The sequence below is a fragment of the Shinella pollutisoli genome (assembly GCF_024609765.1).
Taxonomy (GTDB): domain Bacteria; phylum Pseudomonadota; class Alphaproteobacteria; order Rhizobiales; family Rhizobiaceae; genus Shinella; species Shinella pollutisoli.
The window spans coordinates 49272-65234 of sequence record NZ_JANFDG010000012.1 but is presented as its reverse complement, the minus strand read 5'-3'; the positions used below and the strand labels follow the sequence as shown (position 1 = coordinate 65234).

General features: G+C 68.3%; 15 protein-coding genes. 4 read left to right on the top strand and 11 right to left on the bottom strand.

The genetic code is table 11. From position 1 onward, the window contains the following. Nucleotides 1–27: 27 nt before the first annotated feature. Nucleotides 28–249 (top strand): hypothetical protein, encoded by a 222-nt coding sequence (locus NNZ72_RS11500; protein WP_257315457.1) that lies wholly within the window; start codon nucleotides 28–30, stop codon nucleotides 247–249. Nucleotides 250–258: 9 nt separating this feature from the next. Here the strand turns inward: NNZ72_RS11500 and NNZ72_RS11495 are convergent, their stop codons facing one another. After that, on the bottom strand, nucleotides 259–513 hold the full coding sequence (locus tag NNZ72_RS11495) for a hypothetical protein (RefSeq protein WP_257315456.1): 255 nt from the start codon (nucleotides 511–513) through the stop codon (nucleotides 259–261). A 54-nt stretch (nucleotides 514–567) separates the two neighbouring features. Then, complete coding sequence (locus tag NNZ72_RS11490) at nucleotides 568–1422, bottom strand: LysR family transcriptional regulator (protein WP_257315455.1); 855 nt, start codon at nucleotides 1420–1422, stop codon at nucleotides 568–570. Between the two features lie 272 nt (nucleotides 1423–1694). On the opposite strand from NNZ72_RS11490, the gene NNZ72_RS11485 reads away from it, so the two are divergent. Genes NNZ72_RS11485 through NNZ72_RS11475 form a run of 3 tightly spaced genes read left to right on the top strand, consistent with a single transcriptional unit; the run spans nucleotide 1695 to nucleotide 6519 of the window. Beyond that, entirely contained in the window at nucleotides 1695–4145 is a 2451-nt protein-coding gene (locus NNZ72_RS11485) for a GcvT family protein (protein WP_257315453.1), read from the top strand. Further along, nucleotides 4142–4984: an isocitrate lyase/PEP mutase family protein gene (locus NNZ72_RS11480; RefSeq protein WP_257315452.1), complete on the top strand. Its 843-nt coding sequence runs from the start codon at nucleotides 4142–4144 to the stop codon at nucleotides 4982–4984. The genes NNZ72_RS11485 and NNZ72_RS11480 overlap by 4 nt, the downstream gene beginning before the upstream one ends. Beyond that, nucleotides 4981–6519 (top strand): trimethylamine methyltransferase family protein, encoded by a 1539-nt coding sequence (locus tag NNZ72_RS11475; RefSeq protein ID WP_257315451.1) that lies wholly within the window; start codon nucleotides 4981–4983, stop codon nucleotides 6517–6519. The genes NNZ72_RS11480 and NNZ72_RS11475 overlap by 4 nt, the downstream gene beginning before the upstream one ends. Nucleotides 6520–6579: 60 nt before the next feature. Here NNZ72_RS11475 and NNZ72_RS11470 read toward each other — a convergent pair whose 3' ends face one another. The 9 genes from NNZ72_RS11470 to NNZ72_RS11430 form a co-directional block, all read right to left on the bottom strand. Next, nucleotides 6580–7092: a hypothetical protein gene (locus NNZ72_RS11470; RefSeq protein ID WP_257315450.1), complete on the bottom strand. Its 513-nt coding sequence runs from the start codon at nucleotides 7090–7092 to the stop codon at nucleotides 6580–6582. A gap of 60 nt (nucleotides 7093–7152) precedes the next feature. Then, complete coding sequence (locus NNZ72_RS11465; protein WP_257315448.1) at nucleotides 7153–8259, bottom strand: ABC transporter substrate-binding protein; 1107 nt, start codon at nucleotides 8257–8259, stop codon at nucleotides 7153–7155. Next, nucleotides 8256–8918: a siderophore-iron reductase FhuF gene (fhuF, locus tag NNZ72_RS11460; RefSeq protein ID WP_257315530.1), complete on the bottom strand. Its 663-nt coding sequence runs from the start codon at nucleotides 8916–8918 to the stop codon at nucleotides 8256–8258. Before fhuF ends, NNZ72_RS11465 begins: the two co-directional genes overlap by 4 nt. 100 nt (nucleotides 8919–9018) lie before the next feature. Next, the gene (locus NNZ72_RS11455; protein WP_257315447.1) at nucleotides 9019–11175 is read right to left on the bottom strand and encodes a TonB-dependent siderophore receptor; all 2157 of its coding nucleotides are present in this window, start codon (nucleotides 11173–11175) and stop codon (nucleotides 9019–9021) included. Nucleotides 11176–11306: 131 nt separating this feature from the next. After that, on the bottom strand, nucleotides 11307–11480 hold the full coding sequence (locus tag NNZ72_RS11450) for a DUF1328 domain-containing protein (RefSeq protein WP_257315446.1): 174 nt from the start codon (nucleotides 11478–11480) through the stop codon (nucleotides 11307–11309). A gap of 97 nt (nucleotides 11481–11577) precedes the next feature. Continuing rightward, nucleotides 11578–13005: a gamma-aminobutyraldehyde dehydrogenase gene (locus NNZ72_RS11445; RefSeq protein WP_257315445.1), complete on the bottom strand. Its 1428-nt coding sequence runs from the start codon at nucleotides 13003–13005 to the stop codon at nucleotides 11578–11580. Between the two features lie 120 nt (nucleotides 13006–13125). Next, nucleotides 13126–13941, bottom strand: coding sequence for an ABC transporter permease (locus NNZ72_RS11440; protein ID WP_257315444.1), 816 nt, complete (start codon nucleotides 13939–13941; stop codon nucleotides 13126–13128). Further along, entirely contained in the window at nucleotides 13931–14881 is a 951-nt protein-coding gene (locus NNZ72_RS11435) for an ABC transporter permease (protein ID WP_257315443.1), read from the bottom strand. Before NNZ72_RS11435 ends, NNZ72_RS11440 begins: the two co-directional genes overlap by 11 nt. Next, a complete protein-coding gene (locus NNZ72_RS11430) occupies nucleotides 14878–15873 on the bottom strand; it encodes an ABC transporter ATP-binding protein (protein WP_257315442.1) in 996 nt (331 codons plus the stop codon). Before NNZ72_RS11430 ends, NNZ72_RS11435 begins: the two co-directional genes overlap by 4 nt. Nucleotides 15874–15963 lie beyond the last annotated feature (90 nt).

The window sequence follows — 15963 nt, the reverse complement described above, 5'->3', positions numbered from 1 at the left end:
CGGGAATAATCAAAAATGGTGGGGAACATGGAACGCAAACCGGAAGAATATGCGCGGCTGCTGGCCGCCGCGCTGTGCAAGCTGCATGCCGCGGAATGCCGCGGCCCGTCGCCGCTCGTGTCGGAGGACAGCGTGCGCGTCATCCGCGAGACGATCGCGGCGGCGATGGAGGCGGCGCGCAAGACCCAGGTCGAGCTGACGCTCGCCGCCCTGCGCGACAAGGACGAGCGCGTCTACCTGCATTCCTGAGCGGCTGCCTCAGCGCCGCGGCTCGCCGCCCGCGGCATAGGCCGTCTTCTGCTGGAAGCGGAAGACGTGGCCGCAACGGCAGCGGATCATGTGCCTGTCGGGATATTTCGACGCCCGTTCGGTGAGGAAGCCGCGCGGCAGCGCGTCGACGGCGAAGTCCGGATGGGCCCGGCTCGGCATGTCGTCCTCGGAGACTTCCGCATAGCCGGAATGGCCGCACATGGCGCATTCGAGCTTGCGCGAGTAGCGGTCGCGTGCGGCCATGGCAAAACTCCTTCGTCTGTCGCCGCCCGTTCATAAGCGGGCGGCTGCGCCGTTTCAAGGACCGGCGGCGAGCAGCGTCTGCATGATCGAGACGATCCGCCGATGCTGGTGGGCGTGGCGGGTGCGCACGTTGACGGCGGCATAGACCGTCTGCGGGATCGGCTCGACGCCCGCGACCCGGCTCACGGCCCCCGTCCGCAACAGCCGCCTGGCGTCCGGCGCCATGACGAAGGCCGAGCCGCCGAGCTTGGCGAGCAGCGCGAGGATCGCCGTCGTCTCGCCGCTGGCGATCGGCGCGGTGGACAGCTGCGGCAGCGCCTGGCGGTGCAGCCGGTCGAAGGAGGGGGAGTAGACCGCCTGGATGTAGTGCTCCGGCTGCACGTCCTCGATGCGCGTCACCCGGTTGCTCACCATCTCGTAGTCGACCTCGCCGATGCGCTCGTAGTGCAGGTCCGGCAGGTGGTGCGGCGTGTAGAGGATGGCGAGGTCGAGGTCGCCGGCGCCGAGATCGCGGTTCATCTGGCTCGAATAGTCGATCTCCACGTAGATCGAGGTGCCGGGTAGCTCGCGGCGCACGGCGGCGAGCCAGTCGCCGGCATAGTGGGCGGCGAGGTCGTGCTGCAGGCCGATGCGCATCGAGCGCTCGTAGGCGCCGGCCGTCTCCACCGCGCGCGCCGCCTCGTGCCACTGGTGCTGCAGCGCCTTGGCGTGGTCGAGGAAGCGGAGCCCCGCCGCCGTCGGCTGCGTGCCGCCCTTGTTGCGGGTGAAGAGCGGGCGGCCGAGCGTCGCCTCCAGCGCCTTGACGCGGTGCGAGACGGTCGACTGCGTGAGGTTCAGCCGCTCCGCCGTGCGGTTGAAGCTGCGGGTCTCCATCAGGTCGAGATAGGTCTCGATGAGTTCGATCTGCATGGGCGGGTCCTGCCGTTGCCGCCCCTCATCCGCCTGCCGGCATCGTCTCCCCGCAGGCGGGAGAAGGGGATGCCGCGCCGGTTTGCCTTGGCAGGAAACCCCTGCGGCTCGCTTCCTTCTCCCCGCCTGCGGGAAGAAGGTCGCGGCAGCGGGATGAGGGGCCATGTCTTCCCCGCAAGCTAATCGAATTCCTCGATCAATAAAGCGGAATCTGCGGCTTGCCGCCGATCGGTTTGGTTGCCACAAATCCGCTCAAAGAAGGGGAAGCGAGAATGTCCGGACTGCCATCGCATGCACGCGTCGTCATCATCGGGGGAGGGGCGGTCGGCGCCTCGGCGCTCTACCATCTGGCCAGGGCCGGCTGGACGGACTGCGTGCTGCTCGAGAAGAACGAGCTGACGGCCGGCTCCACCTGGCACGCCGCCGGCAACGTGCCGACCTTCTCCGCCTCCTGGTCGATCATGAACATGCAGCGCTATTCCGCCTCGCTCTACCGGGAGCTGGGTGCGCTGGTCGACTATCCGATGAACTACCACGTCACCGGCTCGATCCGCCTCGGCCATTCGAAGGAGCGGCTGCAGGAGTTCAGGCGCGTCGTCGGCATGGGCCGCTACCAGGGCATGGACCTCGACATCCTCTCGCCCGACGAGATGCGCGGCAAATACCCGTTCCTGGAGACGCACGACCTCGTCGGCGCGCTCTACGATCCCTATGACGGCGACATCGACCCGGCGCAGCTCACCCAGGCGCTCGCCAAGGGTGCGCGCGACATGGGCGCGAAAATCTTCCGCTTCTGTCCGGCGACCGGCGCGCGCCGCGAGGGCGACGAATGGGTGATCTCGACGCCGCAGGGCGAGATCCGCTGCGAGAAGGTCGTCAACGCCGCCGGCTACTATGCCCGCGAGGTCGGAAAATGGTTCGGCCGCGACGTGCCGATGATGGTGATGAGCCATCAGTACATGCTGTTCGAGGAGATCCCGGAGCTCGCCGCCTGGACGAAGGAGGTCGGCCACAAGCTGCCGCTGCTGCGCGACGTCGATAGCTCCTATTATCTCCGGCAGGAGAAGACCGGCATGAACCTCGGCCCCTACGAGCGCAACTGCAAGGCGCACTGGGTGACGCCCGACGATCCGATGCCGGACGACTTCTCCTTCCAGCTCTTCCCGGACGACCTGGACCGGCTGGAATGGTATCTCAACGACGCCGTCGAGCGCGTGCCGATCCTCGGCACGGCGGGCCTGTCGCGCATGATCAACGGCCCGATCCCCTATGCGCCGGACGGCAATCCGCTGATCGGCCCGATGCCCGGCGTGCCGAACGCCTTCGAGGCCTGCGTCTTCACCTTCGGCATCTGCCAGGCGGGCGGCGCCGGCAAGGTGCTCGCCGAATGGGTGACGGAGGGCGAGACGGAGTGGGACATGTGGTCCTGCGACCCGCGCCGCTATACGTCCTTCGCCGCCGACATGGACTATTGCGTCGCCAAGGGCATGGAGGTCTACGGCCACGAATATGCCATGCACTTCCCCAAGCACGCCTGGCCGACCGGCCGCGACAGGAAGCTGTCGCCGATCCACGACCGCATCAAGGCGCTCGGCGCGCAGTTCAAGCCTTATAACGGCTGGGAGCGCGCCATGTGGTATGCGAAGCCCGGCGACGACACCTCGCAGGAGGCGACGCAGACCTGGAACCGCGAGGGACCGTGGCGGCCGCGCATCGAGGAGGAGTGCCGCGCCGTCACCGAGGCCGCCGGCATCCTCGACCTTCCCGGCTTCTCGCGCTTCCGCGTGAAGGGCACGGGAGCGACGGCTTGGCTCTCCTCGCTCGTCACGGGCAAGGTGCCGAAGCCCGGCCGCATCGGCCTTGCCTATTTCGCCGACGACAAGGGCCGCATCGTCACGGAAATGTCGGTGATGATGCTGGACGAGGACTTCTTCTTCCTCATCACCGCCGCGACCGCCCAGTGGCACGATCTCGAATGGCTGCAGAAGCACCGGCCGGCGGACGCCGCCTTCACCATCGACGACGTGACGGACGCCTTCTCCTGCCAGATCCTCTCCGGCCCGAATTCCCGCGCCATCCTCGCCGCGGTGACGGAGGCCGACCTTTCGAAGCCGTGGCTGACGCACCAGTCTGCGCAGATCGCCGGCCGCTGGTGCCAGCTCGTGCGCGTCTCCTTCGCCGGCGAGCTCGGCTGGGAGATCCACACGAAGGTCGAGGATACGGCGCCGGTCTTCGACGCCGTCTGGTCGGCGGGGCAGAGGCACGGGCTGAAACCCTTCGGCATGGAGGCGCTCGACAGCCTGCGCATCGAGAAGGGCTACCGCGCCTGGAAGGGCGACCTTTCGACCGACTACACGATCCTTGAGGGCGGCCTCGACCGCTTCGTCGACTGGGGCAAGCCCGCGTTCAAGGGCAAGGCCGCGCTGGAAAGCGAGAGGCAGCAGGGCGTTTCCAAGCGCTTCGTGCTGCTCACCGTGGAGGCCGGCGATTGCGATGCGCCCTACATGTCGACGCTCTGGCACGAGGGCAAGGTCGTCGGCGAGACGACCTCCGGCAACTGGGGCTACCGCGTCGGCCGGTCGGTCGCGCTCGGCATGCTGCGCGCCGACTTGGCCGTCCCCGGCATGGAGATCGAGGTCGAAATCTACGGCGACCGCTTCAGGGCGACCGTCCAGCCCGACGGCCCGCTCTTCGATCCCGGCAACGAAAGGCTGCGCGCATGAGCACGCTTGCAGAACGCCACCGGCGCTTCCACGACCTGCACCAGTCGGGCTGCTTCGTCATCCCCAACCCGTGGGACATCGGCTCCGCCCGCATGATGGCGGCCGCCGGCGCCGTGGCGCTCGCCACCACGTCCGCCGGCTTCGCCTTCACGCTCGGCCGGCCGGACATGGGCCGCGTCACCCGCGAGGAGGCGCTGAAGCACGCCGAGGACATCGTGCGCGCGACGCCGCTTCCCGTCTCCGGCGATTTCGAGAACGGCTTCGCCGACGCGCCGGAGGATGTCGCCGAGACGATCCGGCTTGCCGCCGAGGTCGGGCTCTCGGGCTGCTCGATCGAGGACACGCGGATGGTCGAGGGCAATCCCGCCTACGATCTCGACATCGCCGTCGAGCGCATCCGCGCCGCCGCCGATGCCGCCCGCTCGCTCGGCCGGCCCTTCGTGCTCTGCGCGCGCGCCGACGGGGTGATGAACGGGGTCTACGATCTTAACGAGGCGATCCGCCGCATCCAGGCTTTCGAGAGGGCCGGCGCGGACCTGCTCTACGTGCCGGTGCCGCCGGGGGCGGAGGAACTGCGCCGCGTCGTGCGGTCCGTCGCAAAGCCGGTGAACGCGCTGCCGGCCGGGCCGCTGCGCAAGCTCACGGTGCGGCAGTTCGCCGAGATGGGCGTGCGCCGCATCTCGCTCGGCTCGCTGATCGCCCGCGTCACCCACGCGGCGATCGCCGCGCAGATGGAGGCCATCGTCAGGGACGGCAGCTTCGCGAACCTGTCCGCCGCCGCGTCGGGCGACACGATCAATGCCATACTGGCCGCAGGTAGCGGGGGAGACGGATCATGAGTGAACAGGCAGTTCTTTCCCGGCGCTCCGGCGGCCGCGCCGCCCGTGTCGCCATGCGGGCCGCGCCGCTTGCGGAAAACGTCCGCCCGGTGCGGCCGGGCCTTTCCGGCGGGCAGTACAAGCCTTTGACGGAGGCGGGCGTCCGGCGCATCCACGAGGCGGCGCTCGATGCGCTGGAGAACATCGGCCTCGCCAATGCGCCGAAATCCGGCATCGAGATCCTGACCGGCGCCGGTGCGATCCTGGGCGAGGACGGGCGCATCCGCTTTCCCCGGGCGCTGGTCGAGGACATGCTGGCGCTCGCCGCGCGCGACGTCACGCTTTTCGGCCGCGACCCGAGATACGACCTCGAGCTCACCGGCACCCGTGTCTACTACGGCACGGCGGGGGCGGCGGTGCATATCGTCGACGTCGAGAAGCGCGAATACCGCGAATCGACGGCGAAGGACCTGTTCAACGCCGCCCAGCTCGTCCATCACCTCGACAACATCCATTTCTTCCAGCGGGCGATGGTCTGCCGCGACGTGGCCGACAATTTCCTGATGGACATCAACACGCTCTACGGCTGCTGCGCCGGCACCTCGAAACATGTCGGCACCAGCTTCTCCGACCCTTCCCACGTGGCCGGCTGCTTCGACCTCATCCACATGATGGCGGGCGGCGAGGACAAGTGGCGCGAACGGCCCTTCGTGTCGAACTCCAACTGCTTCGTCGTGCCGCCGATGAAGTTTGCCGAGGAGAGCTGCATCACCATGGAGGCCTGCATCCGGGCCGGCATGCCGATCCTGCTGCTCTCGGCGGGGCAGGCGGGCGCGACCGCACCGGCGCCGCTCGCGACGGCGATCGTCCAGGCGGTGGCGGAGTGCCTGGCCGGCGTCGTCTACGTCAACGCCATGGCGCCCGGCCATCCGGCGATCTTCGGCACCTGGCCCTTCGTCTCCGACCTCCGGACGGGCGCCATGTCCGGCGGCTCGGGCGAGCAGGCGCTCCTGACGGCGGGCTGCGCGCAGATGCATCAGTTCTACCGCCTGCCGGGCGGGGCGGCGGCCGGGATTGCCGATTCCAAGCTGCCGGACATGCAGGCCGGCTGGGAACAGGCGATCTCCAACGTCATGGCCGGGCTCTCCGGCCTCAACATGGTCTACGAGGCGGTCGGCATGCATGCCTCGCTGCTCGGCTTCTGCCTCGAAAGCCTCGTGCTCGGCGACGATCTGCTCGGCCAGGTGCAGCGCTGCGTGCGCGGCATCGACGTCACCGAGGATTCCGTCTCGCTGGAGACGATGCGCTCCGTCTGTCTCGGCGGGCCGGGCCACTATCTCGGCGACCCGCAGACGCTGTCGCTGATGCAGACGGAATATGTCTATCCCGCCGTCGCCGACCGCACGAGCCCGAAGGAATGGGCCGAGATCGGCCGGCCCGACCTCGTCCGGAAAGCGATCGAGCGCAAGAACCGCATCCTCGCCGAGGCCGGCGGCCCGCTCTTCGACTTCGCGACCGACCGGGCGGTGCGGGAGAAGTTCAAGATCTACTTTTAGGATGGAACGTTTCTGCCCTCCCCTTCTCCCAGGCGGGGAGAAGGGGAGGGCAAAGCCGCTCTAGCGATAGGCGCGCGGCTCGCGCACGCTCCATTCCCATTGTGGCACGGCGACGGGCCTCAGTTCGCTGCCGGGGAAGACGGCGAAGGTGGTGAAGTCCTGCGTCTCGCCCGGCAGCACGCGCTGCACGATCAGCGCGCTGTCGCGGCCGACCTCGCGGCAGACGCCGTCCGGGCAGTCGGAGAGCACGACGTCGAGGCGGAAGGACTGCAGCGGCACCGCGCCGCGATTGGTCAGGCGTCCCTTCACCTGGTAGCTCGTCTTCGTCTGGCCGGCGCTGAAGGCGAGGTCGGAAAGCGCGATGTCGGCGGCTTCGAGCGCCGGCGACGCCGTCGTCTCGACGGTCGGCCCGCCGGAGGGCGCGCGCTCGTCGACGAACCAGACGAGGATGGCGGCGGCAAGGCCGATCGCCACGGCGATGGTGAGCACGGGCTCGACCCAGCTCTGGAACCGCCGGAAACGCAATGCGAGATAGAGCGTGGCCACTGCCGCCACCGCGAATGCCCAGATCATCCGTATCCTCCTGGACTTCCCTAATAGCGTGCGCGGCGGGCGACAGGAAGGGCGGCGCGGTCAATTCGCCTTGAGGCTGATCCAGTAGGCGCCGTCGAAGGGCACGGCGGCGAAGCGGTCGTTGATTTCCTTCAGCGTTTCGTCGGGGTCGACGTCGGAAAAGATATCCGGCCGCAGCCAGCGGGCGAAGGCCTCGGCGGCCAGCACGTTGAGCGGCACGGCGTTGAAGAAGTTCCAGAGCCCGTGCACCCGCCCGTCCTGCACCGCCTTGAGGCTGGCGAGGAACGGGCTCTCGACGGCGCGCGCCAGCGTTTCGCGCGCCTCCTCCGGATCGACGCCGGGACCGACCGAGAAGCCGCTGTAGGTGCCGCCCGGCGAGGCGGTGGCGATATAGACCTCCGGGTTCGCCGCGACGATGAACTCGATGCTGACCAGCCCGCCCTGCGGCGGCAGGCTCTCGGCGATGTTGCGGCTGCCGGTGATGGCGATGAAGGCGCCGAGCCCGCCGGTGCCGTAGGCGTAGCAGCACTTCTCCGGGTTGGGAAAGGCGTCCATCAGCACCGTCGGGCCGGGCTCGGGATGGGCGGCGACGCGCTCGCGGATGCGGGCGATGCGGGCATCGTAGAAGTCGGCGAAGGCGTTCGCCTGTTCCTCTCGGTTGAGCACGCGGCCGAGCAGGCGCATCGTGTCGGCGGTGTTGTCCAGCGCGTCGTTGTTGAAGTCGACGACGACGACCGGCACGCCGGTCCGTTCGAGATAGTCGATCGCCTGGCGGCCGAGGTCGCTGTCGGCCTGCCAGTTGGCGAGGATGGCGAGGTCGGCCTTCAGCGACAGCGCCGCCTCGAACGACACCGTCACGCCGTCGCCGATGATCGGCACGTCCTCGATCGCCGGGAATTTCTCGCGGAAGCGGGCGTAGATCTCCGGGTTGTCGCCCTTCATGTCGCCGGCCCAGCCGGCAAGCAGGCTCACCGGATCCGGATGGATCAGCGACAGCGCCACCAAGTTGAAGCCGCTGCCGAGCAGCACCGCCTTCGGCTCGGCCGGCACCGTCACCTCGCGGCCGAGCGAATCGGTGACGGTCAGCGGATAGGCGACCTCGGCGCGCGCCGGCAGGGCGGCGAGGAGAAAGGCGGCGAGGAGGAGGGAGAGGAGGCGCATGGTCATTGCTTTCTCAGTTCCGGCAGGGCGCACAGTTCGCCGCAGCCGGGGACGCCGGGCAACCGGTAGCGCAGGCAGCAGACCTTGCGGCGACAGTGCGTCTGCCCGTCTTCCGTCTCGTGCCGCAGGCAGCCGTGGAACGGGTTGCGGCTGCCGTCGGCAAGATGCGGGCACTCGAAGAGCGGCCGCGCCGGCCAGTGGTCGTCGCCTTCGGGGGGCGAAAGGTCCGTCGCGTTGAAGGCATAGTCTATATAGACGGCGGCGTTGTTCCAGGCGAGCTTCGCGGAAATCCCCGCCTTTTCCTTGAACAGCGCGACGACGCGGGCGAGATGGCCTTGCACGAGCGGCGTAACGCAGTCGACGAGGCCGCCCGCCTCGCGCCAGTCCCCCTCGTACGGCAGGCCGAAGGCGCGCGGCAGGCCGTCCTCGGCGAGCGCGATCGTCATGGCGTCGAGGTCGACCGGCAGCGCCGTCTCGCCGCGGCGGGCGACGACATAGGGGATCGCCAGCGCCGAGAAATAGTAGAGCGACCAGAAGGAGGCTGCCGCCCGCCGGTCGACGCCGCCCTGCACCTCGGCGAAGCGGTCGAGCACCCGGTCGAAGCCGTCCCCGGCGAGGAAGTCGCAGAGCGGCACGGCACCGTCGAGATCGGCGGAAAGCCGCATCTTCTCGCCGCACCAGGCGTGCTCGCCGGAGAAGACCGCCCTCAGGCTCCGGGGCCTGAAGGCGGTCTCGCCGCTCTCCGGGGAAAGGCGGGTCAAGCCGTCACCACGTGTATTTCAGGCTGCCGATGACCGTGCGGCCCTGGTCGCGGTAGCAGAAGCCGGCCGAGCAGACGCTGTCGCGCCGGTCGAACAGGTTGGTGGCGTTGACCTGCAGCTTCAGGCCCTCGTAGGCCTTGTCGATCGCCGCGAAGTCGAAGTCGACCGACGCGTCGAAGAAGGCTCGGGCGCTGTTCCTGGCGGTGTTGAAGTCGCTGTCGTAGCTCTGGCCGGTGAAGCGCACGCCGGCGCCGAGGCCGAGGCCGTGCAGCGGGCCGTCCTCCGGCATGGCGTAATGCGCCCAGACCGAGGCCATGTGGCGCGGCACGGAGGAGATGTCGTTGCCGACCGTGCCGGCCGGGCCCTCGATGATCTTCGCCTGCGTGTAGGTGTAGGTGGCGACGAGCGACAGGCCGTTGTCGAGGCTGGTCGACGCCTCCAGCTCCAGCCCGCGCGAGCGCAGCTTGCCGCGCTGCACCTGGATGTTAGCCGGGCCGCTGTCGAGGTTGACGACCTCGTAGTAGAGCCCGTCCGTCTGGTCGATGTTGAAGAGGGCGGCCGTCAGCAGCGTGTTGCTGTCGGGCAGGAGGTATTTCACGCCGACTTCCTGCTGCTCGCTCTCGGTCGGGCGGAAGGGGTTGCCGGTGGCGAGGTTGACGCCCGCGTTCGGCGAGAAGGCGGTCGAATAGCTGGCATAGGGCGTGATGCCCCAGGGCGTCTCGTAGGTGAGGCCGGCGCGCCAGGTAAACGCGTTGTCCCGCTGCTCGACGGTGCCCGTGGTGTTGTTGACGAGGTCGTTGTTCTCGGTGTCGGTCGAGACGTGGTCGTAGCGGCCGCCGAGCGTGAAGGTCCAGGCGTCGTAGCGGATCTGGTCCTGCAGGTAGAGGCCGGCGATGAACTGGTCCTGCACGTCGTCGGTCTGGTAGGGGATCGGCGCGGTGTAGCGGCCGGCCGTCGGGTCGCGCGTGTCGAGCGGCGGCGTGGCGCCGTAGCCGTTGAGCGAGCGCCAGCGGATCTTCGTGAGGTCGAGGCCGGCAAGCAGCGTGTGCTCCAGCGCGCCGGTGTCGAACTCGGCCTGGAGCTGGTTGTCGATCGTGTAGGTCGTCATCCGCTCCTCGAAGGAGCCGGCGCTGCTGTCGAGAAGCAGCGGGTCGACGGCGTTCGGCTGGTAGGCGAAGGCCCAGTCGGCGCGCGTCTTCAGCGTCGAGATGCGGGCGTTCTGGCGGAAGACGAAGGTCTCGTTCAGCCGGTGCTCGAACTCGTAGCCGATGCGGCCCTGGTTCTGGACGGAATCGTTGAAGGCCGGGTTGCCGGCGAAGAAGTCGGCGACCTTCCCGGTGACCGGATCCATGTAGTAGGCCGCGGTGCCGCCCGTCTCGATGCGGGAAGCCTCGCCGAGGATGGTGAGGCGCGTATCCTCGTCCGGCTTCCAGGTGAGCGCCGGGGCGAAATAGAGCCGGTCGTCCGGAACGCCGACCTGCTCGGTGTCGGCGCTGCGCGCCAGCCCTGTCAGGCGGTAGTAGACCGGGTCCTCCTCGTTGAGCGGGCCGGAGAGGTCGAACTGGCCCTGGTAGCGGTCGTGGCTGCCGTGCTGCACCTGCACCTCGCGCAACGCCTCCTCGGTCGGGCGCTTGCTGATGAGGTTGTAGAGGCCGCCCGCGCCGGCCGGGCCGTAGAGCGCGGAGGAGGGGCCGCGCAGGATCGAGACGCCCTCGAGGCCGTAGGGCTCCGTCTTGTAGAGCGAGGAGCCGGCGCCGGGCTGGCGCAGGTTGTCGCGGAAGACGCCGTTATAGGTCATGTCGAAGCCGCGCAGCGTGAAGCTGTCGAAGCGCGGGTCGAAGCCGTAGGCGCCGATGCGGGTACCGGGCGTATAGGCGAGCGTCTCCAGCAGGGTCTGCGGATTGCGGTCTTCGAGCTGGTCCTCGGTGACGGAGGAGATCGATTGCGGCGTCCGGACGAAGGGCGTGTCGGTCTTGGCGCCGGTCGCGCTGCTCTTGCCGACATAGCCGTCGGCGGTGATCACGCCGCCGCTGCCGCCGTCGACGACGATGTCCTCCAGGACGGTCGCTTCCTGGTCCTGCGCATGGGCGGCAATGGCGAGAGCGAGAAGGGAGACGCCGGCAAGGGCGAATCGGCGGGAGAGGCTGGAATGTCCGGGCATGCGGTTGCTTTCTGACGGTCACGGAACGAATAACATGACCGTTTTTATCAGGATTCTTGCCGCGGCGGGACGTTACATGACAATTATCCTCATGTTTCCGCCCGTGTTGCAATGCGGCAACAGCGACCCCGTCAGAAGGCCAGCGTGCCGGCGGTGATGGCGAGCACGACGATGGCGAGGAAGATGAGGAGCGCGATCGCGAACAGCACCTTGGCGATCGTCGCGGTGGCGGAGGAGACGCCGGAAAAGCCGAGGAAGCCGGCGACCAGAGATATGACGAAGAAGATAAGGGCCCATTTCAGCATCTGCGCATCCTCCTGCCTCTGACGGGAAGACGCGCGGCACGGGAAAAGGTTCCGGAAAAGGGGCCGGCGGGGACCCGGTCCGCCGGCCCGGAACCGCTCAGCCGTGGGCGATCATGACGTGGCGGACGGCGGTGTAGTCCTCCAGGGCGTAGATCGACATGTCCTTGCCGTAGCCCGACTGCTTGACGCCGCCGTGCGGCATCTCGTTCGTCAGCATGAAATGGGTGTTGATCCAGGTGCAGCCGTATTGCAGGCGGGCGGCGGCCTTCATCGCCCTGGAGATGTCCTTCGTCCAGACGGAGGAGGCAAGGCCGTAGTCGCTGTCGTTCGCCCAGCCGATCACCTCGTCGGCATCGGAGAAGCGGGTGACGGAGACGACCGGGCCGAAGACCTCGCGGCGGACGATCTCGTCCTCCTGGCGCGCGCCGGCGACGACGGTCGGCTGGAAGAAGAAGCCCGCGTCGCTGCCGGCCCGCCCGCCCGCGGTGATCTCGACGTGCCTGAGGTCGGCGGCCCGCTCGACGAAGCTCGCGACGCGGTCGCGCTGGCGCCTGGAGATCAGCGGGCCGATCTCGTTTAAGGTATCGTCGGCGTCGTTGTAGCGGATGGTGGAGACGGCGGCGGAGAGATCGGCGACGAGCTTCTCGTAGATGCCGTCCTCGGCATAGATGCGGCAGGCGGCGGTGCAGTCCTGGCCGGCATTGTAATAGCCGAAGGTGCGCACACCCTGGACGACGGCGTCGAGGTCGGCGTCGTCGTAGACGATGACCGGGGCCTTGCCGCCGAGCTCCAGATGCGTGCGCTTCACCGTCTTGGCGGCGGCGGCGAGCACCTTCTTGCCGGTGGCGACGTCGCCGGTGATCGAGACCATGTTGATCTTCGGGTGGTTGATGATGGCGTTGCCGACCGTCTCGCCGCGGCCGAGCACGATGTTGATCACGCCCTCCGGCAGGATCTCGGAAAGCAGCTTCGCCATCTTCAGCGCGGTGAGCGGCGTCTGCTCGGAGGGCTTGAAGACGACCGTGTTGCCGCCGGCGAGCGCCGGCGCGAGCTTCCAGGCCATCATCATCAGCGGATAGTTCCACGGCGCGATCGAGCCGACGATGCCGACCGGGTCGCGGCGGATCATCGAGGTGTGGCCGGGCAGGTACTCGGCCGCGACCGGTGCGTGCAGGATGCGGATCGCGCCGGCGAAGAAGCGCCAGCAGTCGACGATGGCCGGCAGCTCGTCGTTGCGCGCCGCGTTGATCGGCTTGCCGCAGTTGAGCGATTCCAGCGCGGCGAAGCCGTCGGCGTCCGCCTCGATCGCGTCGGCGATCTTCAGGAGGTAGCCGGAGCGTTCGGCGGGCGTCGTCTGCGACCAGGAGACGAAGGCTCTCTCGGCGGCATCCACCGCCGCATCGATCTGCGCGTGCGAGGCCTCGGGCAGGTCGACGATCTTCTCGCCGGTCTTCGGGTTGAGGATGTGCTCCTCCGTCTCCGTGCCGGTCTCGAAGCGCGCGCCGATCAGCATTTTCGTGTCCATGGCATGTCCTCCGTTGTTGGGCGGAGCGAATGGCGAATAGCGAATAGCGAATAGGGCTTTCGGACAGGTCGGCTGTTTTCTTCCCTATTCGCTATTCGCTACTCCCTATTCGCTCATGTTTCATTTGCCGCCGCCGGCGACCTGGTCGCCGTCGCGGGTGAGGTAGTAGGCGCCGAGGATCGGCAGGAAGGTGACGAGCACCACGACCATGGCGACGACGTTCGTCACCGGCCGCTGGCGCGGGCGCACCAGCTCCTCCAGCATCCAGATCGGCAGGGTCTGCTGCTGGCCGGCGGTGAAGGTCGTCACGATCACCTCGTCGAAGGAGAGCGCGAAGGCGAGCATGCCGCCGGCGAGCAGCGCCGTGCCGATGTTCGGCAGGATGACGTAGCGGAAGGTCTGGAAGCCGTCGGCACCGAGGTCCATCGAGGCTTCGACCAGCGAGCCGGAGACGCGGCGGAAGCGGGCGACCGCGTTGTTGTAGACCACGACGACGCAGAAGGTGGCGTGGCCGAGGATGATCGTCCAGAAGGAGAAGGGGATCTCCGCAAACGAGAAGGCCGAGCGCAGCGCAATCCCGGTGATGATGCCGGGAAGCGCGATCGGCAGGATGACGAGCAGCGAGATCGTCTCCCGGCCGAAGAAGCGCGAGCCGCTGACGGCCGCCGCGCAGAGCGTGCCGAGCACCAGCGCGATCACCGTCGAGATCGCGGCGACGCGCACCGACAGCCCGAGCGCCGCCCACACGTCCGGCCTGTCCCAGGTGACGGCGAACCATTTCAGCGTCAGGCCGGGCGGCGGGAACTGGTAGCTCTTCTCCTCCGTCGTGAAGGCGTAGAGGAAGATCAAGAGGATCGGCAGGTGCATGAAGAGGAGGCCGCAGCCGGCGGCGATCTTCAGGCCGAGGGGCGCGGCGGTGTTCCTGTCAGAGCGCATCGAAGGCCCCCTGTCGCTTGGCCATCCAGAGGTAGAGGCCCATGATGACGATCGGCACGACGGTGAAGGCGGCGGCGAGCGGGATGTTGCCGGCCGTGCCCTGCTGGGCGTAGACCGCCTGGCCGATGAAGAGCCGCGACGAGCCGATGATCTGCGGGATGATGTAGTCGCCGAGCGTCAGCGAGAAGGTGAAGATCGAGCCGGCGATGATGCCGGGCAGCGCCAGCGGGAAGATGACGTGGCGGAAGGTCTGCGCCGGGTTGCCGCCGAGGTCGGCGGAGGCCTCGATCAGGTTGCCGGGCACGCGCTCCAGCGCCGCCTGGATCGGCAGGATCATGAAGGGCATCCAGACGTAGATGAAGACGATGAAGGTGCCGGTATAGCTGATCGACAGCGAGTTGCCGCCGACGACGGGCAGCGACAGCCAGGCGTCGAGCAGCCAGAGGAGATGCAGCTTGGCGAGCGCCCAGGTGACGATGCCCTCCTTGGCGAGGATCAGCTTCCAGGCGTAGACCTTGACGAGATAGCTCGACCAGAGCGGCAGCATGACGCCGAGATAGAAGACGACCTTCCATTTGCCGCGCGCGTAGCGGGCCGCGTAATAGGCGATGGGGAAGGCGATCGCCGCCGAGGCCAGCGTCACCAGCGCCGCCATGACGACGGTGCGCAGGATGATGTCGAAGTTCGAGGGGATGAGGAGCTGCCGGTAGGTCGACAGCGTGAACTCGTAGTTGATGAGCCCCGAAAAGTCGTCGATCGAGAAGAAGCTCTGGAGCAGCAGCGCGAAGAGCGAGCCCAGATAGATGACGCCGAGCCAGAGCAGCGGCGGCGTCAGCATCAGCAGCAGCAGGATCTTCGGGTTGCGCCAGAAGAAGTCGGAGAGCCGGCCGGCCGGTCCCGCGCGCCCTTCGAGGATGGAGCGTTCGGCGAGCGCGCTCATTGCTCACCGTCCATCGGATGCAGGTCCTCGGGCAGGAAGGAGAGGGTGACGGCCTCGCCCGGCGCCGGCACGCCGGCGGCGGCGGGCAGCATGGCGGCGATGCGGTTGCCGGCCGCCTCGACCGTCACGCGGGTCGCGGCGCCGAGGAAGCTCGCGGCGGCGACGGTGCCGGTGAAGCGCTTGCGGCCCGGGCCGTCGCCGAGCGCGATCGCCTCGGGGCGCAGGCTCGCATAGGTTCTCGGAAAGCCGAGCGAGGCGGCGAAGTCGGGCGTCAGCACGTTGGAGGAGCCGACGAAATCGGCCACGAACCGCGTCTTCGGCCGCTTGTAGACCTCCTCCGGCGTGCCGAGCTGCTGGATTTTTCCGTCGTTGAAGACGGCGATGCGGTCGGCCATCGACAGCGCCTCGCCCTGGTCGTGGGTGACGAAGACGAAGGTGATGCCGAGCGACTTCTGCAGCGACTTCAGCTCCTCCTGCATCTGCTCGCGCAGCTTGAGGTCGAGCGCGCCGAGCGGCTCGTCGAGGAGGAGCACGCGCGGCCGGTTGACGAGCGCGCGCGCAAGCGCCACGCGCTGGCGCTGGCCGCCGGAGAGCTGGCCGGGCCGGCGGGCGCCGTAGCCGGGCAGCTTGACCATGGCGAGCGCCTCTTCCGCCGCCTTCAGCCGCTCGGCCCTGGCGACGCCCTTGACCATCAGCCCGTAGGCGACGTTCTCCAGGATCGAGAGGTGCGGGAAGAGGGCGTAGTCCTGGAAGACGGTGTTGACGTTGCGGCGGTAGGGCGGCACGCCCTCGGCCGTCTCGCCGAAGATCTCGATATGGCCGGCGGTCGGCTGCTCGAAGCCGGCCATCAGGCGCAGGCACGTCGTCTTGCCGGAGCCGGACGGCCCGAGCATCGCAAAGAACTCGCCCTCGGCGATGGCGAGATCCACGTCGTCGACGGCCCTGACGGCACCGAAATGGCGGGATACTTGCTGGAACAGGACGGCGGTCATGGGAAGCTCCCGGTTCTGTCTTGGGCGATGGGCACAGGAAAACGGCGCGGTTTCCCCTTCTCCCCGGCGGGGAGAAGGTGGCCCGAAGGG